At 71.3% G+C, this 24,811-nt stretch carries 19 protein-coding genes; 6 read left to right on the top strand and 13 right to left on the bottom strand.

Annotated elements, in window-relative coordinates:
• Positions 1-28 precede the first annotated feature (28 nt).
• Both ABZ386_RS23010 and ABZ386_RS23005 read left to right on the top strand, forming a co-directional pair.
• Positions 29-589, top strand: coding sequence for a DUF6114 domain-containing protein (locus tag ABZ386_RS23010; RefSeq protein WP_351342538.1), 561 nt, complete (start codon positions 29-31; stop codon positions 587-589).
• Entirely contained in the window at positions 579-1,925 is a 1,347-nt protein-coding gene (locus ABZ386_RS23005) for a hypothetical protein (RefSeq protein WP_358965701.1), read from the top strand. The genes ABZ386_RS23010 and ABZ386_RS23005 overlap by 11 nt, the downstream gene beginning before the upstream one ends.
• A 96-nt stretch (positions 1,926-2,021) precedes the next feature.
• Here the strand turns inward: ABZ386_RS23005 and ABZ386_RS23000 are convergent, their stop codons facing one another.
• The 5 genes from ABZ386_RS23000 to pta form a co-directional block, all read right to left on the bottom strand.
• Positions 2,022-2,390: a hypothetical protein gene (locus ABZ386_RS23000; protein WP_351342542.1), complete on the bottom strand. Its 369-nt coding sequence runs from the start codon at positions 2,388-2,390 to the stop codon at positions 2,022-2,024.
• Positions 2,380-6,123 (bottom strand): hypothetical protein, encoded by a 3,744-nt coding sequence (locus ABZ386_RS22995; protein WP_358965700.1) that lies wholly within the window; start codon positions 6,121-6,123, stop codon positions 2,380-2,382. Before ABZ386_RS22995 ends, ABZ386_RS23000 begins: the two co-directional genes overlap by 11 nt.
• Before the next feature lie 352 nt (positions 6,124-6,475).
• On the bottom strand, positions 6,476-7,903 hold the full coding sequence (pyk, locus tag ABZ386_RS22990; protein WP_351342546.1) for a pyruvate kinase: 1,428 nt from the start codon (positions 7,901-7,903) through the stop codon (positions 6,476-6,478).
• Between the two features lie 74 nt (positions 7,904-7,977).
• Entirely contained in the window at positions 7,978-9,195 is a 1,218-nt protein-coding gene (locus tag ABZ386_RS22985) for an acetate kinase (protein ID WP_351342548.1), read from the bottom strand.
• Positions 9,192-11,288, bottom strand: coding sequence for a phosphate acetyltransferase (gene pta, locus ABZ386_RS22980; protein WP_351342550.1), 2,097 nt, complete (start codon positions 11,286-11,288; stop codon positions 9,192-9,194). The genes ABZ386_RS22985 and pta overlap by 4 nt, the downstream gene beginning before the upstream one ends.
• Positions 11,289-11,522: 234 nt before the next feature.
• On the opposite strand from pta, the gene ABZ386_RS22975 reads away from it, so the two are divergent.
• Complete coding sequence (locus tag ABZ386_RS22975; RefSeq protein WP_351342552.1) at positions 11,523-12,548, top strand: ATP-dependent 6-phosphofructokinase; 1,026 nt, start codon at positions 11,523-11,525, stop codon at positions 12,546-12,548.
• Here the strand turns inward: ABZ386_RS22975 and ABZ386_RS22970 are convergent.
• Positions 12,545-13,288, bottom strand: coding sequence for a helix-turn-helix transcriptional regulator (locus ABZ386_RS22970; protein WP_358965699.1), 744 nt, complete (start codon positions 13,286-13,288; stop codon positions 12,545-12,547). The genes ABZ386_RS22975 and ABZ386_RS22970 overlap by 4 nt on opposite strands.
• Positions 13,289-13,489: 201 nt before the next feature.
• Between ABZ386_RS22970 and ABZ386_RS22965 the strand changes: the two genes are divergently transcribed.
• Positions 13,490-13,915: a PPOX class F420-dependent oxidoreductase gene (locus ABZ386_RS22965; protein ID WP_351342622.1), complete on the top strand. Its 426-nt coding sequence runs from the start codon at positions 13,490-13,492 to the stop codon at positions 13,913-13,915.
• Between the two features lie 246 nt (positions 13,916-14,161).
• Here the strand turns inward: ABZ386_RS22965 and ABZ386_RS22960 are convergent, their stop codons facing one another.
• Complete coding sequence (locus ABZ386_RS22960; protein ID WP_351342556.1) at positions 14,162-14,950, bottom strand: IclR family transcriptional regulator; 789 nt, start codon at positions 14,948-14,950, stop codon at positions 14,162-14,164.
• Positions 14,951-15,107: 157 nt separating this feature from the next.
• Between ABZ386_RS22960 and ABZ386_RS22955 the strand changes: the two genes are divergently transcribed.
• Positions 15,108-16,445, top strand: a complete 1,338-nt coding sequence (locus tag ABZ386_RS22955; RefSeq protein ID WP_351342558.1) for a gluconate:H+ symporter — start codon at positions 15,108-15,110, stop codon at positions 16,443-16,445.
• A gap of 26 nt (positions 16,446-16,471) precedes the next feature.
• Positions 16,472-17,809 carry an enolase C-terminal domain-like protein gene (locus tag ABZ386_RS22950; protein ID WP_356506350.1) on the top strand — a complete coding sequence of 446 codons (1,338 nt, stop codon included), beginning with the start codon at positions 16,472-16,474 and terminating at the stop codon, positions 17,807-17,809.
• Positions 17,810-17,928: 119 nt separating this feature from the next.
• Here the strand turns inward: ABZ386_RS22950 and ABZ386_RS22945 are convergent, their stop codons facing one another.
• The 6 genes from ABZ386_RS22945 to ABZ386_RS22920 form a co-directional block, all read right to left on the bottom strand.
• Positions 17,929-18,849, bottom strand: a complete 921-nt coding sequence (locus tag ABZ386_RS22945) for a zinc-binding dehydrogenase (RefSeq protein WP_351342562.1) — start codon at positions 18,847-18,849, stop codon at positions 17,929-17,931.
• Positions 18,850-18,910: 61 nt separating this feature from the next.
• Positions 18,911-19,750: a carbohydrate ABC transporter permease gene (locus ABZ386_RS22940; protein WP_351342564.1), complete on the bottom strand. Its 840-nt coding sequence runs from the start codon at positions 19,748-19,750 to the stop codon at positions 18,911-18,913.
• 6 nt (positions 19,751-19,756) lie between these two features.
• Complete coding sequence (locus ABZ386_RS22935; protein WP_355723019.1) at positions 19,757-20,677, bottom strand: sugar ABC transporter permease; 921 nt, start codon at positions 20,675-20,677, stop codon at positions 19,757-19,759.
• A gap of 7 nt (positions 20,678-20,684) precedes the next feature.
• Entirely contained in the window at positions 20,685-22,052 is a 1,368-nt protein-coding gene (locus ABZ386_RS22930) for an extracellular solute-binding protein (protein ID WP_358965696.1), read from the bottom strand.
• Between the two features lie 121 nt (positions 22,053-22,173).
• Positions 22,174-22,872 carry a response regulator gene (locus ABZ386_RS22925; RefSeq protein ID WP_114255372.1) on the bottom strand — a complete coding sequence of 233 codons (699 nt, stop codon included), beginning with the start codon at positions 22,870-22,872 and terminating at the stop codon, positions 22,174-22,176.
• Entirely contained in the window at positions 22,869-24,641 is a 1,773-nt protein-coding gene (locus ABZ386_RS22920) for a sensor histidine kinase (RefSeq protein ID WP_355723012.1), read from the bottom strand. Before ABZ386_RS22920 ends, ABZ386_RS22925 begins: the two co-directional genes overlap by 4 nt.
• Positions 24,642-24,811 lie beyond the last annotated feature (170 nt).

Below are 24,811 nucleotides of genomic sequence, written 5' to 3'. Positions count from 1 at the left end.
GCAACGCCGCACCAGGGAGCTGTTTTCCATGAGCGCCGAGATCTCTGCCGCGCCCGGTCAGTTCACCCGCCGGAGGCTGCAGTTCCGCGCCTGGCGGGGCACGAGGCCGTTCTGGGCCGGCCTGTTCATCATGATCGGCGGCTTTCCGATCATGTACTTCCCGTACGCGCACCTCCAGCTCGGCCATCTGACCCTGGCCATGTCCACGACTGCGGGCGCAGGTTCTCTGATCATCGGTGTGCTGCTCGTCGTGCTGGGCATCAGCCTCTGGTTCCAGAAGCACATCCGGACCTTCGCGGGTGTCGCTGCGATCCTGCTGGGTCTGGTGTCCATTCCGGTGTCCAACTTCGGCGGCTTCGTCGTCGGTTTCCTGTTCGCCCTCGTCGGCGGTGCGATGGCTGTGGCGTGGGCGCCCGGCAAGGACCCCGATGCGCAGACGGCGCAGAGGGACGTGCCGGGCGGGGGGAGCACCCCTGCGGGCGCCGCGGACCCTGACACCGCGGTCCTCAAGCCTGTGGCGGGCGAGCCGAACGATCTGTCAGGAACGAACCCGGCCAACGGGACGAACGGGAGGCACAGTGCCGGCTGACGAGGTGACTCACGGGACTGAGGTGGACAAGTCGCGTGTGAGAACCGGGCCGCGCCACGCGGCACCCAGGAAGCCGCTGTTCACCAGGTTCCACATGCCGGCCGGCAAGGCCATAGCCATGGCGGCGATGCCGACGGCGGTCCTCATGGGCATGGGCTTCACGTCGACGCTCGCCATCGCCGACAGCAACAGCCCGGCGACGCCGACGGCGAAGAGCCTGACGGCCGACGAGTACAAGGACTGCGTGGCGGCCCTGGAGGGCGCCAAGGGCGACGCCTCCGCCTCGCCCACGCCGTCCCCCTCGGCCACCGAGGGCGCGACGGACGACAAGGGCGACACGGCTCCCACGCCGTCCCCCTCGGCCACTCCGGGCGGTTCGGGCGACGACGGTTCCACTGCGCCGGATTCAGGTTCCGGCGACAAGGACGAGCCGAAGCCGACCCCGTCCGCGACGGCGCCCGCCGAGAGCGGCGACGACGCGGCGGCCACGCCGTCCCCCTCGCCGTCCGAGAGCGGCGGCAACCTGCTGGAGGACATCGGCGACGCCATCGGCGGCATCTTCGACGGCGGGAACAAGGACGGCGCGAGCCCGAGCCCGTCCGCATCGGCCTCCGAGGGCACCGAGAAGGCTGTCGGGAACGCCTCCGGCACCGTGAAGGACACGACCGAGAAGGTCGCCGGTACGGTCGAGGACACGGCCAAGGGCACCACCGACAAGGCGTCCAAGACGGTCGAGGACACCGGCAAGACGGTGGAGGACACCACCGAGGCGGCCGAGAAGGCGGTGCGGGAGGCGGCGGAGAAGGCCAAGGAGGCCACGGCCTCGCCCACCCCGTCCCCGAGTTCCACCACGAACCCCGAGGACTGCCCGGCCGCCACCGACGCCGAGGGCGGCGTCGACAACAAGGTGCCGCTGCCCGACGACCCGTGGATCCTCAACGCCAGCTCGCTGACACTGAAGGGCGCCGACTACAAGGGCATCGTCGAGGTGCGCACCGCCAACGGCACCGTCAAGAAGGTGCTGAAGTACGTCATCTCCGGCGGCACCGACATCGGTGACCTCCACCAGATCGTCAAGGACAAGCAGTCCGGCAAGACCTACCACGTGCAGGCGGCCAAGGGCTCGACGTCCACGATCCGCGACGGCGACACGGTGATGTACACGGAGAGCATCTCGGGCAACCTGCTCGGGCTGATCCCGATCACGTTCGACCCGGAGCACCCGCCGCCGCTGAACATCCCGCTGATCTACTTCACCAACGTGAAGGTCCAGCAGGCCGGCCAGTTCGGCGGCACGCTGACGGTGCCGGGGCTGCATCAGTACGTCACCGGCTGACGCCGCCTCCGAGGCCTCTCCGGGAGCCGCAACAGACTGTGCCCCGCCGGGTGTCATCCCGGCGGGGCACAGTCCTGTGAAGGTCACCCTGAGGAGCTACTCCGTCAGGTCCTCCTCGTCCTCGTCGTCGTGAGGCAGCCGCGGAAGCACATCCGTGTCCGTGCCGTAGTCGCGGAAGATGTCCTCCAGTGCGCTCACCATGGAGTCGAGGCCGCCTTCGCGGACGATGACGAGATCACGGACCTGGAAGTACTGCCCGCCGAGGCATTCGCCCGTTCCTGACCAGCGCTCCATCACGGTCGCGATTCGAGCCGGGGTCATCAGCGTCGCGGTCCACCGGTTGCCGTTCGGGGCGGTGATCACCGCGTCGGCGTCTTCCACGGTATGCGGGTCGTCCTCGGCGCCCAGGGTGAAGCGAATGCTCAGCCGGGGCGTCCGCACGGTCCGGTAGGGGCTACTTTCCATAGAGCTTCTTCAATCGGTCGATGACCCGCTGCTCCCACTGCTTGTTGGACTTGCCGACGATCTCGACACCGTCCTCCACCACCCGGAAGAAGAGCCGGCCGCCGTTGCGTCCGCGGGCGTACCGTACGCCCTCCGCGCCGTCCAGCATCTTGTTGAAGGTTCCGGGCGTCATGTTCCCCTTGGCCAGTTCCGCGAAGAGGTGGTCGAGGTCTTTCTGCGCTGTCTGGTCCTTGCCCGTCTTCTGCGCCAGCTTCGTCAGCACCGAGTCCTTGCCGATGGCGGACTTCACGCAGACCTTGGCCGCCGCGGCCGCGCCTGCCCGCGTCGAAAGCGCCGATGCGGACGGAGCGGAGGCCGCACGACCGCCGGCCGCCCTGTCGGGCGCCGAGCTCGCCACGTCCTCGGCGAAGCTGAGCAGGCACTTCGCCGGAGCGCTGCCCTTGCGGAGGGTGCTCAGCAGCTTGCGCAGCCGGTCCAGGGTGTGCTTGGCCTGCGCCGCATCGTCCAGGAAGCGGAAAATGCCGCTGGCGACCCGCACGACCGCCCCGCCGATGGCCGGCAACTTACCGATCACGGCTGCGTAACCGACGACGTCGACGAGCGACCACAGGCAGCTTTCGACGTCACCCTGTCCGAGGCAACGCCGAACGTTGTTGACCCCGAACGTCTCGAGCAGGATCTCGCCGCCGTTCTCCCTGACCCAGTCGATGACGTCCATGGATGCCAGCGCCTTCGCGGACCGGTAGTCGTCCACACAGGACTGGCCGCAGTACTCGCGCAGCAGCGTTTCGTCATCGGCGCTGAGGCCCGGACCGGTGTCGGGGGACGACTCGGCCATGGAGCGGCGCTGCTCCTCGAGTTCCTTCCGGTATTCCTCCTCCGCGCGGTCGGCTGCCTGGTCCGCCTCCTTGGCGGCACCGTCGGCGTTCTTGGCCGCCGTCTCGGCTGCGGTGGCGTCCTGCTCCGCCTGGGTGGCGGTACTGCGGGCGCTGGCGGCGTCCTTCTCCGCTGCGGTCGCCGCGGAGCGGGCGCCGGCCGCGTCCTTCTCCGCGTCGTCGGCCTCCCGATCCGCCGCGGCGGCCTCGGACTCCGCCTCGTTCGCGGCCATCCCGGCGTAGACGGCGTCCGTACCGGCCTGCTCGTCGTACTTCTGCGCGTTCGCGTCGGCCTTCTTCGCCGCCTCCGCGGCTGTGGCGGCCTCGGCCGCGGACGCCCGGGCGGCGGCCACCGACGCCGCGGCCTTCGCCGCGTCACCGGCCGCCGCGGCGGCGGCCTCGGCGGCCAGCTTGGCGTCGCCCTTCGCCTTTTCGGCCAGGGCCTTGGCCTCCTTGGCGGCCCTGGCCGCCTCGTCGGCCTTTGCCTTGGCGGCGGCTGCCTGACGCTCCGCGATCGGCTTGGACGTCTGACCGACCAGGACCGCGAACGCGGCCGCCACATCGGTCTCCTTGTACGGGGTGCCGATGGCGATGGCCTGGTTGGCAGGCTTGATCACTTCGGTGGCCGAGTCGCGGGCGGCGGTGGCCGCCTCACTCGCGGCGAAGGCGTGGCCGGCCGCGGTGGCGGCCCAGGCTGCCGTCTTGGCGGCCTCGGCGCGGGCGGCCGTGGCCTCCTTGCGTGCCGTGACCGCCGCGGCGGCGGCCTTCTTGGCCTCGGCGTCGGCGTCGTCGGCGTTCTTCTGGGCTGCCGCGGCAGCGTCGATCGCCTCGGCTGCCGCCGCATGGGCCGTAGCAGCTGCGGCCCGCGTGGTCTCGTACGCGGCCCACGCGTTGTCGGCCGCGGCACGGGACCGCGAAGCGGCAGCGTCGGCGCGCGTGGCGGCGGCCCGGGCCCGCACGGCGGCGTCGCTCGCCTCGTTGGCGGCGGCACGGGCGTCGCCGGCCTCGTTCGTCGCCTCGTTGGCAGCGGTACGGGCCTCCGTCGCCGCTTGCCGGGCCTCACCCGCGGCAGCGGAACCCTTGGCGGCCTCCGCGGCGGCCTCCATGGCAGCCGCCCTGGACTTCGCCGCGTCCCGCTTCCGTTCGGCCTCCTGCGCTCGGTCGCGGGCCCGGTACGCCTGCGCCTCGGCCTCCTCGGCCTCCTCGAGTCTGGCTGCGGCGGTACCGCCCGCCGTCTCCGCCGAGCTTCGCGCCCGGCCGGCGGCATCCCGGTGCGCCTGCGCCCGCTGCTCGGCGTCCTTCGCCTTGGTCCGTTCGGCCGCCGCGTTGGCCCGCTCGCGCTTGGCGTTGTCGCGTTCCTTCTCGGCCCGGGCCCGCTCCGCGGCCGCCTTCGCGGCTCCTTCCTTCGCGGTCTTCTCGGCGGCCTCCGCCGTCGCCTGGGCGTTCTTCGCCTTCGTGGCGTTGGCGGCGGCCTCCTTGGCCAGCGCGTCCGCGGACACGGCCGCCGCCTTCGCCTGGGCCGCCGCCTCCTGCGCGGCGATGCGCCGGAACTCGGTGTTGATGGCGTGGGCCTGGGTCTGGGAGAGCGCGAACAGCGCCTTGCTGTCGGCCACCGTGGCCTTGGTGGCGTTCACCGCGGTCTGGGTGGCCTTCGCGGCCGCCTGGGCCGCGGCGTACGAGGCCTTGGTGACCTGCACCGACTGCTGCGCGTACAGCAGCCCTCGGCCACGCGGCGTCTTGGCGGCGTCGGCAATGGCGTACGCGTTGTTCTGCGCGGTGCCGGCCTGCTCCGAGGCCGTCTTGGCGGCGGCCACCGCCTTGTTGGCCAGGGCCAGTTGGTCGGCGGCCCGCTTCTGGGCGTTGGCGAGGTCTGTCTTGGCCTGGGTGAAGACCGCTGCCTTGGGCCGGTGGATGTTGTCCTTCGGCTGACCGGCCCAGTACTTCTGCCAGAGGAGGATCTGGTCGGCCAGCCACGCCTGCCCGATGGACTCGATCATCGCCTCGGTGGCCTTGCGGGCCTCGGCCGAAGCGGTCGCCTCTGCGGCCATGATCGTGGCCCGCGGCTTGGCCTGGGCGGCGTACTCCTGTTCCCACTCCTGGTGGGCCGTCAGGACCACGGGGGAGAGGACCCGCCGGGCGTCGACGGGGTTGAAGCTGTCACAGCCGCCCCAGGCGACCTTGAGGGCTTCGACCTCCATGCGGTACTCGGCGGAGCCCTCCTCCAGCGGCTTGGTGACGAAGCCGCCGTGGCGCAGGAAGGAGGCGACGTCGCTGGAGGTGGTCGAGTTGTAGGGGCCGCGGACGTCGGTGTCCCCGAACATCGTGCCGATCGCGAAGTCGTTCCAGTCGTCCTGGCCCTTGATGTCCTCGGCGATCTTCTTGGCCCGGTCCACCGAGGCCTTGGTGGGCACGCTGCGGCCGTCCTGCCCGAGCTTGCCGTACAGGTCCCGCTGCGGACCGAGGGTGAAGGCGACGACTTCCTTGTCGAACTGCGGAGCGTGGTATTCGGTGCCCGAGCTCCAGCCCGTCTCCGCGTAGATCTTGTTGGCCGCCTCCCAGCGCTGTTTGCGCTTGTGAGACTGGTCCAGGTAGTCGATGACGCCGTCGTTGTCCTTGGAACGGGCGTCGCCGAGTGTGCCGAGGCCCAGCTGGTGCCCTTCCAGGGCGGTGGCGAGTTGGGTGTCAGTGCCGTTGAGGGCTTTTGCAGCCGCGGCCTTGAGCGCCGGGCCGCCGATGTGCAGTGCCGTCCCGGCCACGCACCGGTTCATCCGGGCGTCCACCCCGAGGCTGATCCGGAACTTGCCGGCGTCCGGGTCATCGGTCGGTGGATCGTCGGCCCGGGCCGGTGTTGCGTACACCAGTCCCGTCAGAACGGCGGAGGCCGCCACCAGTGCGGTGCCGGCTAACCCCCTTGAGCGCAGGGCTCTTCGCATGCTGTCGCCTGTCTGCTGGTCGAATGGAGAGGCCAGGAAGAGAGCAGGCGGACATGGCTGCGCGGCAGCCGTGGCGGTTCGTGATGGGTGACACTCGTCGAAAGAGATGTGTGCGCTGGTCAGGCGCACTCCCCCTGCACTCTCTCCCCGGGAGCCTCACAAGATTTGCACAGTTGATCGATTTTCGGTAGGGGACAACCTGGTGGCGAACGCGACTGAGGGCGCCCCCCGTCACACAGGAGACGCCCTCAGTCGCGTACCGAGTTGCCCTGGCGGGTCAGCGCTTGGCGCCGCCCAGGTGATGCACGCGCACCATGTTGGTGGTGCCGGGGACGCCGGGGGGCGAGCCGGCGGTGATGACCGCGATGTCGCCCTCGTTGAAGCGGTTCAGCTTCACCAGCTCCTGGTCGACCAGGTCGACCATCTCGTCGGTGCTGTTGACGAAGGGCACCACGTACGGCTCCACGCCCCAGCTCAGCGCCATCTGGTTGCGGGTGCCCTCGTCGGTGGTGAAGGCGACGATCGGCTGGGAGGCGCGGTAGCGGCACAGCCGGCGGGCCGTGTCACCGGACTGGGTGAAGGCCACCAGGACCCGGCCGCCGAGGAAGTCGGCGATCTCGCAGGCGGCGCGGGCCACCGAACCGCCCTGCGTGCGCGGCTTCTTGCCCGGGACGAGCGGCTGGAGCCCCTTGGACATCAGCTCCTGCTCGGCCGCGGTGACGATCTTCGACATCGTCTTGACGGTCTCGATCGGGTACGCGCCCACGCTCGACTCGGCGGACAGCATGACCGCGTCGGCGCCGTCCAGGATCGCGTTGGCCACGTCGGAGGCCTCGGCGCGGGTCGGACGGGAGTTGGTGATCATCGACTCCATCATCTGGGTCGCCACGATCACCGGCTTGGCGTTGCGCCGGCACAGCTCGATCAGGCGCTTCTGCACCATGGGGACCTTCTCGAGCGGGTACTCGACGGCGAGGTCACCGCGGGCGACCATCACGCCGTCGAACGCCATCACGACGTCCTCCATGTTCTGCACCGCCTGCGGCTTCTCCACCTTGGCGATGACCGGGACGCGGCGGCCCTCCTCGTCCATGATGCGGTGCACGTCCTGGACGTCCTTGGCGTCGCGGACGAAGGACAGCGCGACCAGGTCGCAGCCCATGCGCAGCGCGAAGCGGAGGTCCTCGACGTCCTTCTCGCTCAGCGCGGGCACGTTGACGGCCGCGCCGGGCAGGTTGATGCCCTTGTGGTCGGAGATGACGCCGCCCTCGATGACGATCGTCTTCACCCGGGGGCCCTCGACCTCGGTGACCTTCAGCTCGACGTTGCCGTCGTTGATGAGGACCTGGTCGCCCTTGTTGACGTCGCCGGGCAGGCCCTTGTAGGTCGTCCCGCAGATCGTCTTGTCGCCCGGGACGTCCTCGGTGGTGATGGTGAACTCGTCACCGCGGACCAGCTCCACAGGACCTTCGGCGAAGGTCTCCAGGCGGATCTTCGGGCCCTGCAGGTCGGCGAGGACACCGATGGCCCGGCCGGTCTCCTTGGCGGCGGCCCGGACCCGGTCGTACCGGCCCTGGTGCTCGGCGTGCGTGCCGTGGCTGAAGTTGAAGCGGGCCACGTTCATGCCGGCTTCGATCAACGCGACAAGCTGCTCGTGGGAGTCGACCGCGGGGCCGAGAGTACAGACGATTTTCGAACGGCGCATGGGGGCGATCCTATCGGTTTGTTTCCCAGCGGAATATTCCGTCTGGCGGAAAATACAAAAGGGCGGGATGCCGCTCAGGTGTGATTCCCCGAACCATTTACCAGCGCGTAGGTCTGTGTCGCGATCTCCAATTCCTCGTCAGTAGGGACCACCGCCACCGCGACCCGGGCGCCCTCGGGCGAGATCAGCCGCGCCCCGTCGCCGCGTACGGCGTTGCGCTCGCCGTCCACCGCGAGGCCCAGCCCCTCCAGCCCTGCCAGGGCGGCCTCCCGCACGGGTGCCGCGTTCTCGCCGACGCCGGCGGTGAAGGCGACCGCGTCCACCCGCCCGAGTACGGCGTAATAGGCGCCGATGTACTTCTTCAGGCGGTGAATGTAGATGTCGAACGCCAGCTCCGCCCGCTCGTCGCCCTCGTCGACACGGCGGCGGATCTCCCTCATGTCGTTGTCGCCGCACAGACCGATCAGACCGCTCTTCTTGTTGAGAAGAGTGTCGATCTCGTCGGCGGACATTCCACCAACACGCATCAAATGGAAGATGACGGCCGGGTCCATGTCTCCGGAGCGCGTACCCATCACGAGCCCCTCCAAAGGCGTCAGCCCCATGGAGGTGTCCACGCAGCGGCCGCCCCGCACGGCCGAGGCGGACGCCCCGTTGCCCAGGTGCAGCACGATCACGTTCACCTCGGACGGGTCCTTGCCCAGCAGCTCGGCCGTGGCCCGGGAGACGTACGCGTGGGAGGTGCCGTGGAAGCCGTAGCGGCGGATGCGGTGCGCGTCGGCCGTCTCGACGTCGATCGCGTAGCGCGCGGCCGACTCCGGCATCGTCGTGTGGAAGGCGGTGTCGAAGACGGCGACCTGCGGCAGGTCCGGCCGCAGCGCCCGGGCCGTGCGCAGGCCGGTGAGGTTGGCCGGGTTGTGCAGCGGGGCGACCGGGATGAGCCGCTCGATCTCGGCGAGCACGGCGTCGTCGACGACGGTCGGCTCGGTGAAGGACCGGCCCCCGTGCACCACCCGGTGCCCGATCGCGGCCAGCTCGGGGGAGTCCAGGCCGAGGCCGTCCTTGGCGAGTTCCTCGGCCACGGCCTTCAGTGCGGCGTCGTGGTCGGCGATCGCCCCGCCGCGCTCCCGGCTCTCGCCGCCGGCCGGGGTGTGCTTCAGCCGGGAGGTCCGCTCGCCGATGCGCTCGACCAGGCCGACCGCCAGCCGGCTGCTGTCGCGCATGTCGAGCAGCTGGTACTTCACCGACGAGGAACCGGAGTTGAGGACGAGGACACGGGTCGGGCTGCTCACTGGGCGGTCGCCTTCTCGCTCGGGGACGGGGTCTGGGCCTGGATCGCCGTGATGGCGACGGTGTTGACGATGTCCTGGACGAGGGCGCCCCGGGACAGGTCGTTGACCGGCTTGCGCAGGCCCTGCAGCACCGGTCCGACGGCGATCGCGCCGGCCGAGCGCTGCACGGCCTTGTAGGTGTTGTTGCCGGTGTTCAGGTCGGGGAAGATCAGCACGCTCGCCTGTCCCGCGACCTCGGAGCCGGGCAGCTTGGTCGCCGCGACCGACGGCTCCACGGCGGCGTCGTACTGGATCGGGCCCTCGATCTTCAGGTCGGGCCGTCGGGAGCGGACCAGCTCGGTGGCCTCGCGGACCTTGTCGACGTCGGCGCCCGAGCCGGAGGTGCCGGTCGAGTACGACAGCATCGCGATCCGCGGCTCCACACCGAACTGCTCGGCCGTGGTCGCCGACTGGATGGCGATGTCGGCGAGCTGCTCGGCGTTCGGGTCCGGGTTGACCGCGCAGTCGCCGTAGACGAGGACCTTGTCGGCCAGGCACATGAAGAACACCGACGAGACGATGTCCGCGTCCGGCTTGGTCTTGATGATCTCGAAGGCCGGGCGGATGGTCGCGGCCGTGGAGTGCACCGAGCCGGACACCATGCCGTCGGCGAGGCCCTCCTGGACCATCAGCGTGCCGAAGTAGTTCACGTCCGAGACGACGTCGTACGCCAGCTCCACCGTGACGCCCCGGTGGGCGCGCAGGGCCGCGTACTGCTCGGCGAAGGCGTCGCGCAGCTCGGAGTCGGCCGGGTCGATCAGCTGGGACTCGCCGAGGTCGATGCCGAGGTCGGCGGCCTTCTTGCGGATCTGGTCGACCGGGCCGAGCAGGGTCAGCTCGCACACGCCCCGGCGCAGCAGCACCTCGGCGGCGTGCAGCACGCGCTCCTCGGTGCCCTCGGGCAGCACCACGCGGCGCAGGTCGGAGCGGGCCTGCTCCAGCAGCTTGTGCTCGAACATCATCGGCGTGACGCGGTCGCTGCTCGGCGCCGAGACGCGGCGCGCGAGGTCGGCGGTGTCGGCGTACCGCTCGAACAGGCCGAGGGCGCGCTCCGCCTTGCGCGGGGTGGCCGCGTTGAGCTTGCCCTCCAGGGAGAACAGCTGCTCGGCGGTGGGGAAGCTGGTGCCGGCCACCGACAGCACCGGGGTGCCGGGCGCGAGGCGGTCGGCCAGGGTGAGGATGTCGTCCCCGGGCACCTCGTCCAGGGTGAGCAGCACCCCGGCTATCGGCGGGGTGCCGGCGCTGTGCGCGGCGAGCGCGCCCACGACCAGGTCGGCGCGGTCGCCCGGGGTGACGACGAGGCAGCCCGGGGTCAGGGCGCCGAGGAAGTTCGGCAGCATGGCGCCGCCGAAGACGAAACCGAGCACGTCCCGGGCGAGGCCGGAGTCGTCGCCGAGGACCACCTTGGCGCCGAGGGCGTGGCTGATCTGCGAGACGGTCGGCGCGGACAGGGCCGGCTCGTCGGGCAGGACGTAACAGGGCACCGGGAGCCGGGAGTCGAGCTGGCCGGCGATCTCGTCGCGGTCCTCGCGGGCGACCCGGTTGGCGACCATGGCCAGGACGTCGCAGCCGAGGGTGTCGTAGGCGCGGTAGGCGTTGCGGGTCTCGGCGAGCACGGACTCGACGGTCTGCTTGCGGCCGCCGACGACCGGGATCACGGAGGCGCCGAACTCGTTCGCCAGCCGGGCGTTGAGCGACAGCTCGTCCGGGAGCTGGGTGTCGGCGAAGTCGGTGCCGAGGACGAGGACGACGTCGTAGTCGCGGGCGACCCGGTGGAAGCGGTCGACGAGCGTGGACACCAGCTCGTCGGTGCCGGCCTCGGCCTGGAGGGCGGACGCCTCGTGGTAGTCCATGCCGTAGACGGTCGCCGGGTCCTGGGCGAGCCGGTAGCGGGCGCGCAGCAGCTCGAAGAGGCGGTCGGGCCCGTCGTGGACCAGGGGGCGGAAGACACCCACCCGGTCGACCTGCCGGGTGAGGAGCTCCATGACCCCCAGTTCGACGACCTGGCGGCCGTCGCCGCGGTCTATGCCGGTCACGTACACGCTGCGGGTCACGCGCGCTCTCCGTTTCGTCTCGAATGGGGGTACACATCAAGCGGTACACATCAAGCCAACGGCTATCCAGCCACGGGCACAAAAATCGCCCACCGAGGTGAGCAGAACCCTCTTGACAATACCTCCGCCGGTAGATAAGGCGCCCGTCAGCCTCGGGTGCGGCACCGGGCTGTGGGCCGTGAAACAATCGGCAGAGGCTCACCGGTATCCACAGCGAGCAGGAGACACAGCACGATGCGTATCGGAGTTCTCACCGCAGGCGGCGACTGCCCCGGCCTGAACGCCGTGATCCGGTCGGTCGTGCACCGGGCGGTCGACAACTACGGCGACGAGGTCATCGGCTTCGAAGACGGTTACGCGGGCCTGCTCGACGGCCGCTACCGCAACCTCGACCTGAACGCGGTCAGCGGCATCCTGGCCCGCGGCGGCACCATCCTCGGGTCGTCCCGGCTGGAGCGCGACCGGCTCCGCGAGGCCTGCGAGAACGCCTCCGACATGATCCACGAGTTCGGCATCGACGCGCTGATCCCGATCGGCGGCGAGGGCACGCTGACGGCCGCCCGCATGCTGTCCGACGCCGGTCTGCCGGTGGTCGGCGTCCCGAAGACGATCGACAACGACATCTCGTCGACCGACCGCACCTTCGGCTTCGACACGGCGGTCGGGGTCGCCACCGAGGCGATGGACCGTCTGAAGACCACCGCCGAGTCCCACCAGCGGGTGATGGTCGTGGAGGTCATGGGCCGGCACGCCGGGTGGATCGCGCTGGAGTCCGGCATGGCCGCCGGTGCGCACGGGATCTGCCTGCCGGAGCGCCCGTTCGACCCGGCCGATCTCGTGAAGATGGTCGAGGAGCGCTTCTCCCGCGGCAAGAAGTTCGCGGTGGTCTGCGTCGCCGAGGGCGCCCACCCCGCCGACGGCACCATGGACTACGGCAAGGGCGCGATCGACAAGTTCGGCCACGAACGCTTCCAGGGCATCGGCACCGCCCTCGCGCACGAGCTGGAGCGGCGGCTCGGCAAGGAGGCCAAGCCGGTCATTCTCGGCCACGTCCAGCGCGGCGGCTCACCGACCGCGTACGACCGGGTGCTCGCCACGCGGTTCGGCTGGCACGCGGTGGAGGCCGCGCACCAGGGGGAGTTCGGCAGGATGACCGCGCTGCGCGGGACGGACATCGTGATGGTGCCGCTCGCGGAGGCCGTGACCGAGCTGAAGACGGTGCCGAAGGACCGGATGGACGAGGCCGAGTCGGTCTTCTAGACGCCCTCCCGGTCGGTGTCGTCCTGGAGTTTCGCCCAGAAGTGCTCCACGATCCGGTCGAGGAACTCCTGGCCGGCGTCGCCCGCGTCGCTGCTGCCGCCGCCCCAGCTCAGGGTGGCGGCCATGTGCCCCTGGTAGTCCTCGTGCAGCGCCTGGAGGGCGCCCTCCAGGAACGGCCGGTCCAGCGGGACGACCTTCGCGACCGGTCGTACGTAGGCCTGCCAGCGGGTGGTGACCGCGCTGCGCAGCAGTTCGCCGAGCTTGGCGTTCCGGCCCGTGACGGCGACGAAGTCGGGCAGGCGGAGGCCGAGCAGGTCGGCGAGGGCGGCGGACTGGCGGTCGGTGCCGCGCCAGCTGTCGGTCTCCTCCATGCGCAGGTAGCTGTGGACGTCGTGCCCCACGGCCCGGGCGACGTCCTCCGGGGCGAGGCAGCGGGCGATGCGGTGCTCGCGCAGGGTGCGCGGTCTGCCGATGAGTTCCGCGGGCGAGCACCACAGCACGCCCGCGAGGGCGGTGAGTTCGGAGTCGGTCGGGGCCGTGATCCCGCGCTCCCAGGCGATGACGTGGTCCGGGGAGACGTGGGGGTGCCCGTACGAGACGCGCATGCCGTGGGCGACGTGCTCGGGGGCCATGCCGAGGGCCGCGCGCAGGCGGCGGGCCGCGGGGGCGTTGAAGGGCGGAGGCGTGGTCGTGGGGGAGGGATCGCTCGGGCGGGGTGAAGGTCGGCGCACGCGCCACAAGCTAGGGGCGTGGGACTGCGGCGACTACGGTCTGTTCGGCCAGGATCACGGATTGTAGGAACCTACGGCTACCGGTGGGTTCGACCGGGGCCGAAGATCGTCTGTCGGCCGGGGCGGGGGCGGGGCGAGGATGGCGCCGGGTCCGCCGGTCGTGGGCCCGGAAAGGCAGTGACTCACGTGAACGGCAAGCTCAACGAGCATATGCGCGAGCGGCTTCTCGCGCCGAACTTCTGGCACCTGGCGACGGTGGGGGCGGACGGGGCGCCTCAGGTCTCGCCCATGTGGGCGGACCTCGAAGGGGAGTACGTCATGGTCAACACCTCCATCGGGCGGGTGAAGGAGGAGAATCTGCGGCGCAATCCGTACGTTTCGCTGTCGCACCACGACCCCGCCAACCCGTACGACCGGGCGGAGATCCGGGGGAAGGTCGTCCGCTTCGTGGAGGGCGAGGAGGCGGAACGGGCGATGGACCGGCTGGCACGCAAGTACCTCGGCGAGGACCGCTACCCGTGGCTGCTGCCCGGCGAGCGCCGGGTGATGCTGCTGATCGAACCGACGCGGGTGCGCAGGCTGGAGGGCGTGGAGCCGTTCCGCGCGGGCGTACTGCCGGAGGGGGCGACCGGCTGAGGGTCTCTTCGGGCGGGGCGGCCCCGCCCGCTGGGCAGCCCCGCCCGGCGAGCAGCCCACGCCCGGTCGGGTCGGCCCTGCCCGGCTGGGGTTCCGGCGGGCAGCCCCCGTCCGGCTGGGGTCCCGCCCGGTGGGCAGCTCCCGTCCGCAGGCGCGGGCGAGCTGCCCACGCCCGGTCGGGTCGGCCCTGCCCGGCTGGGGTCCCGGCGGGCAGCCCCCGTCCGGCTGGGGTCCCGTCCGCGGGTCCTAACGCCAGTCGGGTGTGCCCGAGGGGGGTGGGCGGGACTCGATTCGGGTCCTGATGTCCCGCATCACGGCGACGATGTGCTCCTCGTGGTCCCGGGTCAGGCGGGCCACCGGTACCGAGCAGCTGATGGCGTCGACGGCCGGGGTGCCGTAGCGCAGGGCGAAGCCGAAGCCGGCGATGCCGGGCACTGTCTCCTCGCGGTCGATGGAGTAGCCGCGCTCGCGGACCCCGGCCAGGTCGGCGAGGAGTGCGGCGCGGTCGGTGTGCGTGTTCTCCGTGAGGGCGGGCAACGGCTCGACGCCGAAGGGCAGTTCGTCGTCGGGGCGCTCGGCGAGCAGGGCCTTGCCGAGCGCCCCCGCATGGGCCGGGACGCGGCGGCCGACCCGGCTGAGGGTGCGCAGGTACTCGTGGGACTCGCGGGTGGCGAGGTAGACGACGTCCCGGCCGTCGAGCCGCGCCAGGTGGATGGTCTCGCCCAGCGCGTCCGACGCCTCGTCGAGGTACGGGCGGACCAGCCGGACGCGCCGGTCCCCGTCCAGGTAGCCGGTGCCCGTGAGCAGCGCGCGGATCCCGATGCCGTAGAGGGAGCCGGTGGCGTCCGTGCGGACCCAGCCGGCGTCGACGAGCGTCCGCAGCAACTGGTACATGCTGCTGCGCGGCACCTGAAGCTCCGCCGCGAGCTGGTCGAGGCGTGAGGGCTCTTCCCCGCGCTCGGCGAGCAGTTCCAGCAGTGCGACGGTCCGGGCCGCCGACTTCACGCCGCGGACGCCCCTGCTGTTCCCCTCCATGCGCTCATCGTAGGTGCCCCGGCAATTCGTGATCGCCCGGCCATTGACCCCTGCCGTTCACCCACTTAGCCTCCATCTTCATACGTGGACGCCGTCTGCATACAGGGATGAGAGTCGTCGCGCGCTCGCCGGCGCACCGGTTCAAAGGGGAACTGCCTTGCCTCTGCTCGTCGTCGGGATCAGCGTTCTGATCCTGCTGCTCCTCATGACCAGGCTGAGACTGAACGGCTTCGCGGCCCTGCTGCTGGTGGCGGTCGGTGTCGCACTCGTCCAGGGCATCCCGGTGGCCACCATCCCGGACGTCCTCTCCGAAGGCATCGGGGACCAGATCGGCGACACCATGCTGACCATCGGCCTCGGCGCCATGGTCGGCCGGGTGATGGGGGACTCGGGTGCCGCGCAGCGGATAGCCGGCCGGCTCCTCGACGCCTTCGGCCCGCGGTGGGTGCAGGTGGCCATGGTGGTCACGGCCATGCTGATCGGCGTGACCATGTTCTACGAGGTCGCGTTCATCATCATCGTGCCGATCGCGTTCACGCTGGTCAGGGTGACCGGGGCGAAGCTGCTCTGGGTCGGGCTGCCGATGTCCATCGCGCTGTCCACCATGCACAGCTTCCTCCCGCCGCACCCCGGGCCCACCGCCGTCGCCGCGACCTTCCACGCCTCCGTCGGACTGACCCTGTTCTACGGCCTGTTCATCGCCGTGCCCGCGGGGGCGCTCATCGCCCTGACCTGGCCCCGCCTGCCGTTCGTCGCGCGGCTGACGCCGTCCATCCCCAAGGGGCTCGTCAGCGAGCGGGAGTTCACCGAGGAGGAGATGCCGGCTCTCGGCTGGTCGCTGTGCGTGGCGCTGTTCCCCGTGGTGCTGATCGTGGCCGCCGCGGTGACCGACATGGCCGCGTCCGAGGAGAGCCCGCTGCTGAACGTCGTCGCGTTCGCCGGCTCGGCGCCCATCGCCCTGCTGCTGACCCTGTGCCTGGCCATCTGGGCGTTCGGGCCGCGGATCGGGCGCAGCTTGAGCGACGTCGGCGCCTCCTGCACCTCGGCGGCCCAGGCGATGGCCATGATCCTGCTGGTGATCGGCGCGGGCGGGGCCTTCAAGAACGTCCTCGTCGAGGGCGGGATCTCCGACTACATCAAGGACGCCACCGACGGCTGGTCCATCTCGCCGATCGTCCTCGCCTGGCTGGTCGCCGTCATCCTGCGCATCGCGCTCGGCTCGGCGACGGTGGCCGTCGTGACGGCGTCCGGGGTGGCGCTGCCGCTGCTCGCGGGCAGCGGGGTGCACCCGGAGGTGATGGTGCTGGCCGTCGCCTGCGGCTCCATCGCGTTCTCGCATGTGAACGACCCCGGGTTCTGGCTGTTCAAGGAGTACTTCAACCTCTCCGTCGTCGAGGCGATCAAGGTCCGGACGTCCTACACGACCGTGCTGGCCGTGCTCGGGCTGGGCGGGGTGCTGGTGGGCGAGTGGGTCCTCGACGTCCTGGGTGTGTGAACCATTCCTTCGAGAAGGGGCAACTGATGAGCATCGGACAGCAGCCGGTCGTCACGGCGTTCGCCGTCTACCCGGTCGCGGGGCGGGACAGCATGGAGCTGAACCTCTCCGGGGCGCACGGGCCGTACTTCACCCGCAACGTCGTCGTCCTCACCGACTCCGAGGGGCGGACCGGGCTGGGGGAGGTGCCCGGCGGGGAGAAGATCACCCGGACGCTGCGGGACGCCGAGTCGCTGGTGGTCGGGGCGAAGGTGGGGGACTACAAGCGGGTGCTGCGGGAGATCGGGGAGCGGTTCGCCGATCGCGACGCGGGCGGGCGGGGCGCGCAGACCTTCGACCTGCGGACCACCGTCCACACGGTCACGGCCGTCGAATCGGCCCTGCTGGACCTGCTCGGGCAGCACCTCGACGTGCCCGTGGCGGCGCTGCTGGGGGACGGGCAGCAGCGGGAGTCCGTACGGGTGCTGGGTTACCTGTTCTACGTGGGCGACCCGGACCGGACCGACCTGGAGTACGTGCGTGAGCCCGGCTCCCCGGTGGAGTGGTACCGGGTGCGGCACGAGGAGGCGCTGTCGCCGGAGGCGATCGTGCGGCAGGCCGAGGCCGCGTACGAGCTGTACGGGTTCCGGGACTTCAAGCTCAAGGGGGGCGTGCTGGAGGGGACGGAGGAGGTCGCGGCCGTGCGGGCGCTCAAGCGGCGGTTCCCCGAGGCCCGGATCACCCTGGACCCGAACGGGGCGTGGTCGCTGCGCGAGGCGGTCGAGCTGTGCCGGCCGCTGGTGGGGACGCTGGCGTACGCCGAGGACCCCTGCGGCGCGGAGGGGGGTTACTCGGGGCGGGAGATCCTCGCGGAGTTCCGCCGGGCGACGGGGCTGCCGACCGCGACCAACATGATCGCGACGGACTGGCGTCAGCTGGCGCACGCGCTGGCGCTGCAGTCGGTGTCCATCCCGCTGGCCGATCCGCACTTCTGGACGATGCAGGGGTCGGTGCGGGTGGCGCAGTTGTGCCACGCGACGGGGCTGACGTGGGGGTGCCACTCCAACAACCACTTCGACATCTCGCTGGCGATGGTGACGCACTGCGGGGCGGCGGCGCCGGGCGAGTACAACGCGCTGGACACGCACTGGATCTGGCAGGAGGGGCTGGAGCGGCTGACGGTGGACCCGCCGCGGATCGTGGACGGGGAGATCGCGGTCCCGGACGGGCCGGGGCTGGGCGTCGAACTCGACATGGACCGGCTGCTTGCGGCGCACGACCTCTACCGGGAGAAGGCGCTCGGGGCGCGGGACGACGCCGTGGCGATGCGGTACCTCGTCCCGGAGTGGTCGTTCGACGCCAAGCGGCCGTGCCTGGTGCGGTAGCCGCCCGGGACGCCGAGGGCGGACGACGGGCCGGGGGACGGCGGGGCCGTCGCGGGGACCGACAGGGCGAACGCGGTCGTCGATGACGACCTCGTCGCGGTGCGTCCCCGGACCCGCCGCTACCGGGACGACACCTCCAGCACCGCCTTGCCGCGGACCCGGCGCCCGCGCAGCGCCTCGGCCGCCTCGTCGAACCGCGTCCACGCTCCCTGCCAGCCCGTCTCGACGGTGAGGGCCCCCTCGGCCGCCAGCCCGGCGAGCACGGCCAGGTCCGCGCCCACCTCGCCCTCGATGACGAAGGAGGACAGCGACTTGGCCGGGCCGACGGTCGCGTACGGCGGGAAGACCGCCGGTTCCCCGGACGTCCAGCCGACGCTCTGGACGTGGCCGCCGGGCGCCAGCAGGCCCCAGGCGGCGACCAGTTGAGGGCCGCCGACGCTGTCGATGACGATGTCCACCGGCTCCCGCAGCCCCTCCAGCCCGATCAGCACCTCGTCGGCGCCGGCCTCGGCCAGCCCTTCCGCGCGAGCGGCCGAGCCCACCGACGCGATCACCCGGGCACCGGCCCGCGCCGCCAACTGGACGGCGTACCGGCCGACCCCGCCGGACGCCCCGGTGACCAGCACCCTGCGCCCCGGTCCGAGCCCGGCGGCCCGCAGCGAGCGCAGTGCCGCCACGCCCGCGACCGGCAGGGCCGCCGCCTTCGCCATCTCCAGGCCCGCGGGCACCTCGGCGAGCGCGCCCGCGCCGATCGCGACGCGCTCGGCGAACGCCCCCGCGGTCAGGGCCACCACCCGCGTGCCCACCCCGGGCCCGTTTCCGTCGGCCGCGGCCCGGACGACCACCCCGGCCGCGTCCGAACCGAGCACCGCACCCACCGGGACCCGCCCGGAGCGGGCGTCGTTGAGGTCGCCGTAGTTCAACGAGGCGTGGGAGACCTCCACCAGGACCTGATCCGGCCCGGGCACCGGGTCGGCGACCTCGCCGAGACGGACGGCGGCCGGTGCGGACGGATCGACGACCAGGGCGCGAACTGACATGTCTCCCCCTTCGGTTCACGGCGTGCAACAGCCGCCATGATCCGTTGCTTCCCGGCGCCGCTCAGCCCTTGACCGCCCCGCCCAGTGCGAAGCCCCCTCCCAGCCGCCGCGCGATCAGGACGTACAGGAGGATCACCGGCGTGGAGTACACGAGGGAGAACGCGGCCAGTTGCCCGTACGCCACCATCCCCCGGTTGCCGAAGAAGTCGTTGATGCTGACCGACGCCGGCATCTGGTCGGGTGTGAGCAGGAGCATGAACGGGACGAAGAAGTTGCCCCACATCATGACGAAGGAGAAGACCGTCACGACGGCCACGCCCGGGCCCATCAGGGGGAGCACGATACGGAGAAGGGACTGGAGGGACGACGCCCCGTCCGTCCAGGCCGCCTCCTCCAGCTCCTTCGGCACGCCGTCCATGAAGTTCTTCATCAGCCAGATGGCGAACGGCAGTTGGGACGCGGTGAAGAAGAAGATCGTGCCCTGCACGGTGTCGATCAGGTCCACCCGCACGAAGAGCGCGTAGACCGGGACCATGATCGCCGTGATGGGCAGGCTGGTGGCGAAGAGGATCGTCAGCAGGAACGGGCGGTTGAAACGGGAGCGGAAACGCGAGAGCGGGTAGGCCGCCAGGGCCGCGCAGACCACCGTCAGCAGCGTCGCGCCGCCGCACAGGATCAGGCTGTTCAGGAGCGGCGTGAAGGTGATCTCGGGGGTGAGGATCGCGTCGAAGTTGTCCAGGGTGAGACCGTCGGGGGTCTTCACCCGCAGGTTCGCCGCCGGGTCGAGGGCCGACAGGACGACCCAGGCCAGGGGCAGGACGAACGCGGCGGCGACCACCAGCAGGCCCGCGTCCGCGGCGAGGCGGCGGGTCGTGCGGCGGGAGGCGAGGGTGAGGGCCATGGCGGGTCAGACCTCCGTCCGCAGCAGGCGCAGGTAGACGAGGGAGAAGAGGGAGCCGACCAGCAGCAGGAGCAGGGCCACCGCCGTGCCGTAGCCGATCAGGCTGTTCTGGAAGGCCTGTTCGTACATGAAGAGGGGCAGCGTCTGGCTCCTGCCGCCGGGGCCGCCCCGCGTCATCACCCAGATCAGGCCGAAGACCGAGAGGGTCTGGAGCGTGTTGAGCATCAGGTTCGTGCCGATGGAGCGGCGGATCATGGGCAGGGTGATGTGCCACATGCGGCGCCAGCCGCCCGCCCCGTCGACCTCCGCCGCCTCGGTGATCTCCTTGGGGATCTCGTTGAGCGCCGCCGAGTAGACCAGCATCGAGAACGCCGTACCGCGCCAGACGTTGGCGAACGACACCGCCAGGATGGGCAGCGTGAACAGCCAGTTCTGGGCGGGCAGGTGCAGCCAGTCCAGGATGGCGTTCAGGGTCCCCTCACGGCGGAAGAAGGCGTAGAGCAGGAAGCCCGCCACCACCTCCGGCAGCACCCACGCCGTGACGACGATGCCGCCGGTGAGGGTGCGGACCGGCTTCGACGCGCGCTGCATCAGCGCGGCCAGCGCCAGGCCGAGGGTGTTCTGGCCGATCAGTGACGACAGGACCGTGAACACCAGCGTCAGCCATACGGCGTTGAGGAACTCCTCGTCCCCGAAGGCCCGGGTGAAGTTGTCGAGGCCGACGAACGACTCCCGGGCCTGGCCGGTGAGCTGGAGGTCCGTGAAGGCGATGTACCCGCAGTAGGCGATCGGGCCGGCCAGGAACAGGAGCAGGAGGACGACGGCGGGGGCCAGGGGGAGGAGCCGCACCGGCAGGCGGGGGCCGCGTGTCCGGTGCGGATCCGTGGGGGCTTTCGTGAGCCGGGGATGGGGTGCGGTGGCGGTCATCGGCCGCTCACCGTTCGACCACCTGGTTGTCCGTGGCGTCCTTCAACGCGTCCGTGTAGGCGTTCGTCGCCTCCTCCACCGACGCGTCGCCCGTGGTCACGCTCTCCATCGCCTCCTGGATGGCCGTGGAGACCTTGGGGTACGCCGGGTAGGCGGGGCGGTAGTGCGTCGCCGCCACCAGGTCGGTGAAGAACTTGATGCCGGGCTGGGCCCCGGCGTACGCGGGGTCCTCGGCGACGTCCTCGCGGACCGCGATGCCCGAGTTGGCGATGTACCACTTCTGCGCGTTGGCCTTGGTCTGCATCGTCCTGATGAAGTCGAAGGCCAGGTCCGGGTTGGCCGCCTTGGCCGGGATCGACCAGGTCCAGCCGCCGGACATGCTCACCTTGCCAAGCGCCTGGCCGTGCTGGGTCGGCATGGCCGCCAGGCCCAGTTCCTTCGACCACTCGGGCCACTCGTGGCCGCTGCCGGGCAGCCAGTCCTGCGGGAGCCAGGAGCCGTCGAGGGCGATGCCGAGCTCGCCCTGCGGGAGCCACTCGCCGCGGACCCGGGTCATGACGTTGGGGTCGAGGGCGTCGGAGACATCCGGGCCGAGCTTCTCCTTGTAGACCGTCTCGACGAAGGAGAGGGCGTCCTCGAAACCCTGCCCGCCGGCGATCCACTTCTTGCTCGCCTTGTCGTAGAGGGGGTCCGTGCCGCCGTCGGTCGTGCCGTACAGCAGCATCTCGAAGGTCTGCATGGTGGCCGCCTCGCCGACGGGCTTGCCCGTGTAGACGTTGAGGGGGATGACGCCGGGGACCTTCTTCTTGATGGTGCGGGCGGCGTCCAGGACGTCGTTCCAGGTCTTCGGCTGCCAGTCGGCGGGCAGGCCGGCCTTGGCGAAGATGTCCTTGCTGAACCACAGGCCGCGCGTGTCCGTGCCGTCCGGGACGCCGTACGTCCTGCCGTCCTCGCCCTTGGCCGCCGCCTTCGCCGTGTCGATGAACCGGTTCCAGTCGGGCCACTTGGCGAGGTAGGGGTCGAGGGGCTTCAAGTAGCCGCTGGTGATGTCGGAGTTGATGAGGAACGTGTCCTCGTAGACCAGGTCGGGGGCGGTCTTGGGGGAGCGGAGCATCTGCTGGAGCTTGGTGTAGTACTCCGAGTCCGGGGCCTTGATCGGGACCAGCTCGACCTTCTTGCCGGGGTGGGCCTTCTCGAACTGCTTCTTGATGTCCGCGAGATAGGTGTCCATCACCTTGACGGAGTTGTCCGTGGACTGCTTGAAGGAGACCTTCACGGTGTCCGGGTCGCTGCCGGAGCCCCCACCGCATGCGGTGAGGGTCGTGGCGGCGAGGACCAGGGCGACGAGGGGGGTGAGGGCGGCGGTGGGGCGCACGGGCACGACCTCCTACGGGCGCACTTCGTTGTGGCCGGGATGGCTGCGTCGTGAACCTAAGTTGAGTGGTCTAGTCAGGTCAATGCGTGTGCGGCGGTTCAGTCGGAAGGCTGATGGGCCGTCACTGGCCCGTGACCCAGCGGTACTGGAGCTCCGGCCGCCCCACCGTGCCGTACTGCGGCCGGCGCGCCGCGCGGCCCGCCTCCACCAGGTGCTCCAGGTAACGGCGGGCCGTGATGCGGGAGATGCCCACGGACTCCGCCACGCCGGCCGCCGTGAGGCCCTCCGCACTGTCGCGCAGGGCGATGGTCACCCGCTCCAGCGTGGGCGCGCTCAGGCCCTTGGGCAGGGCGGCCGGGCCGGGGGCGCGCAGGGCCGCGAGCGCCCGGTCCACCTCGTCCTGGCCGCTCGCCTCGCCGACCGCCGCGTGGAACTCCGCGTACCGCACGAGCCGGTCGCGCAGGGTCGCGAAGGTGAACGGCTTCAGGACGTACTGCACGACCCCGAGCGAGACGCCCTCGCGGACCACCGCCAGATCGCGGGCCGACGTCACCGCTATCACGTCGGCGTGGTGACCGGCCGCGCGGAGGGAGCGGGCCAGTTGCAGGCCGTGTACGTCGGGCAGGTGCAGATCGAGCAGGAGCAGGTCGACGGGGGTGCGCTCCAGGGCCCGGCGGGCCTCCGCGCCCGTGTGCGCCTTGCCCACGGCGACGAAGCCGGGGACCCGGCCGACGTACAGGACGTGGGCGTCGGCGGCGACCGGGTCGTCCTCCACGACCAGGACGCGGATGGCCTTCTCTCTCGTGGGGTCGCTCGTCATGCGTCGCCTCCTGAGGCCTTGGACGTCGAGCCCCCGGAGGTCCGCGACACGGGTCCCGCCGACAGCGGGAGCGCGGCGGCCGGGTCCGCCGGTGCCGAGCCCTCCCGGGCGGGGGCGCCGGACGTGCCGCCGGCCGCCCTGCCCAGCGGCAGCCGTACCTCGAACTGTGCGCCGCCCCCGTCGGCCCCCGTCACCGACAGCGTCCCGCCGTGCCGGTGCACCGCCTGACGGACCAGCGCCAGCCCCAGCCCCCGGCCGCCCGGGCCCGCCGGCTTCGTCGAGAAGCCCCGCTGGAACACGGCCTCGGCATGCGCCGGGTCCACGCCCGGGCCCGTGTCGGAGACCCGCATCACCAGCTCCGGGGCGGCGCCCTCCGCGGCCTCGGCGTCCCCCACGGCCTCAGCATCCTCCGTGTACGCCGCCACCGTCACCCGCGCCCGCGTGCTGCCCTGTGCCGCGTCCACGGCGTTGTCGATCAGGTTGCCGAGAATGGTCACCAGGTCCCGGGCCGGCAGGGAATCCGGCAGCAGCCCGTCGTCCAGTCGGCTGTCCTCCGACACCATCAGCTCCACGCCCCGCTCGTTCGCCTGGGCCGTCTTGCCCAGCAGCAGTGCCGCCAGCACCGGCTCGCTCACCGCCGCCACGACCTGGTCGGTCAGCGCCTGCGCCAGCTCCAGCTCGGCCGTCGCGAACTCCACCGCCTCCTCCGCCCGGCCCAGCTCGATCAGCGAGACGACCGTGTGCAACCGGTTCGCCGCCTCGTGCGCCTGCGAGCGCAGTGCCTGCGTGAAGCCCCGCTCGGAGTCCAACTCGCCCATCAGCGACTGCAGTTCGGTCACATCGCGCAGGGTGACGACCGTACCGCGCCGCTCGCCACCCGACACCGGCGAGGTGTTGATCACCAGGACCCGGGAGGTCGTGAGGTGCACCTCGTCCACCCGCGGCTCCGACGCCAGCAGCGCACCGGTCAGCGGGGCGGGCAGTCCCAGCTCCGCCACCGACCTGCCCACCACGTCCCCGGCCACGCCGAGCAACTCCCGCCCTCCGTCGTTGATCAACGCCACACGGTACTGCCCGTCCAGCATCAGCAGCCCTTCGCGTACCGCGTGCAGGGCGGCCTGGTGGTAGTCGTGCATGCGGCTCAGCTCGGCGGCGTTCATGCCGTGGGTGTGGCGGCGCAGCCGGGCGTTGATGACGTACGTGCCGACGGCGCCCAGCGCCAGCGCGCCGGCCGCGACACCGAGCAGGGCCGTCAGCTGGTCCTGCACCCGCTGGGTGATCTCCTCGACCCGGATGCCCGCGCTGACCAGGCCGACCACCTTCCGGCCGTCCTGGATCGGGGTGACCGCGCGGACCGAGGGGCCGAGCGTGCCGGTGTAGGTCTCGGTGAAGGTCTCGCCCCTGAGGGCCTTGGCGGTGTGCCCCTGGAACTTCTGGCCGATCTGGTCCGGGTCGGGATGCGTCCAGCGGATGCCCCGCGGATCCATGATCGTGATGAAGTCGACCTCGGTGTCCCGCATGACCTTCAGCGCGTACGGCTGCAGCTCCGCGGTCGGGTCGGGGGTGCGCGTCGCCGCCAGCACCGACGGGGAGTCGGCGACGGACCGCGCCACCGCCCTGGCCTGGCGCCTCGCGGCCTCCTCGGCCTGGCTGCGGTCGCTGACATAAGTGAACAGCGCGTATCCGGCCACGACGACCGCTATCAGGACGGCCTGCATGGCGAAGAGCTGGCCCGCCAGGCTGCGGGGACCGGGGACGGAGAAGCGCATGCCGTCAGTCTGCCTCGTGGCTGATTGTGAACTAAATGAACGGAAGGGTGACCGCGCTCACAGAGCAGGACATAGTCACGGCATTCCCCAATACGCATCTCCGGGAGCCCCCGCTCCCTCTTCCCGGACGTGAGCCGCACGCCGGTGATGCCGACGACGTCGTCAAGGAG

It is taken from the genome of Streptomyces sp. NPDC006140, from assembly GCF_040628815.1.
GTDB lineage: Bacteria > Actinomycetota > Actinomycetes > Streptomycetales > Streptomycetaceae > Streptomyces.
Note: the sequence above shows the minus strand (reverse complement) of the source record. Positions and strands in the feature narration are given on the sequence as shown.

What these genes read in the sequence shown, in the direction of transcription:
- ABZ386_RS22965 (WP_351342622.1), top strand. Translation starts at nt 13,490, where the DNA reads ATGCGCGAGCGGCTTCTCGCGCCGAACTTCTGGCACCTGGCGACGGTG.
- ABZ386_RS22950 (WP_356506350.1), top strand. Translation starts at nt 16,472, where the DNA reads ATGAGCATCGGACAGCAGCCGGTCGTCACGGCGTTCGCCGTCTACCCG.
- ABZ386_RS22935 (WP_355723019.1), bottom strand. Translation starts at nt 20,677, where the DNA reads ATGACCGCCACCGCACCCCATCCCCGGCTCACGAAAGCCCCCACGGAT.
- ABZ386_RS22960 (WP_351342556.1), bottom strand. Translation starts at nt 14,950, where the DNA reads ATGGAGGGGAACAGCAGGGGCGTCCGCGGCGTGAAGTCGGCGGCCCGG.
- ABZ386_RS22940 (WP_351342564.1), bottom strand. Translation starts at nt 19,750, where the DNA reads ATGGCCCTCACCCTCGCCTCCCGCCGCACGACCCGCCGCCTCGCCGCG.
- pyk (WP_351342546.1), bottom strand. Translation starts at nt 7,903, where the DNA reads ATGCGCCGTTCGAAAATCGTCTGTACTCTCGGCCCCGCGGTCGACTCC.
- ABZ386_RS22975 (WP_351342552.1), top strand. Translation starts at nt 11,523, where the DNA reads ATGCGTATCGGAGTTCTCACCGCAGGCGGCGACTGCCCCGGCCTGAAC.
- ABZ386_RS23010 (WP_351342538.1), top strand. Translation starts at nt 29, where the DNA reads ATGAGCGCCGAGATCTCTGCCGCGCCCGGTCAGTTCACCCGCCGGAGG.
- ABZ386_RS22945 (WP_351342562.1), bottom strand. Translation starts at nt 18,849, where the DNA reads ATGTCAGTTCGCGCCCTGGTCGTCGATCCGTCCGCACCGGCCGCCGTC.
- ABZ386_RS23000 (WP_351342542.1), bottom strand. Translation starts at nt 2,390, where the DNA reads ATGGAAAGTAGCCCCTACCGGACCGTGCGGACGCCCCGGCTGAGCATT.
- ABZ386_RS22925 (WP_114255372.1), bottom strand. Translation starts at nt 22,872, where the DNA reads ATGACGAGCGACCCCACGAGAGAGAAGGCCATCCGCGTCCTGGTCGTG.
- ABZ386_RS22920 (WP_355723012.1), bottom strand. Translation starts at nt 24,641, where the DNA reads ATGCGCTTCTCCGTCCCCGGTCCCCGCAGCCTGGCGGGCCAGCTCTTC.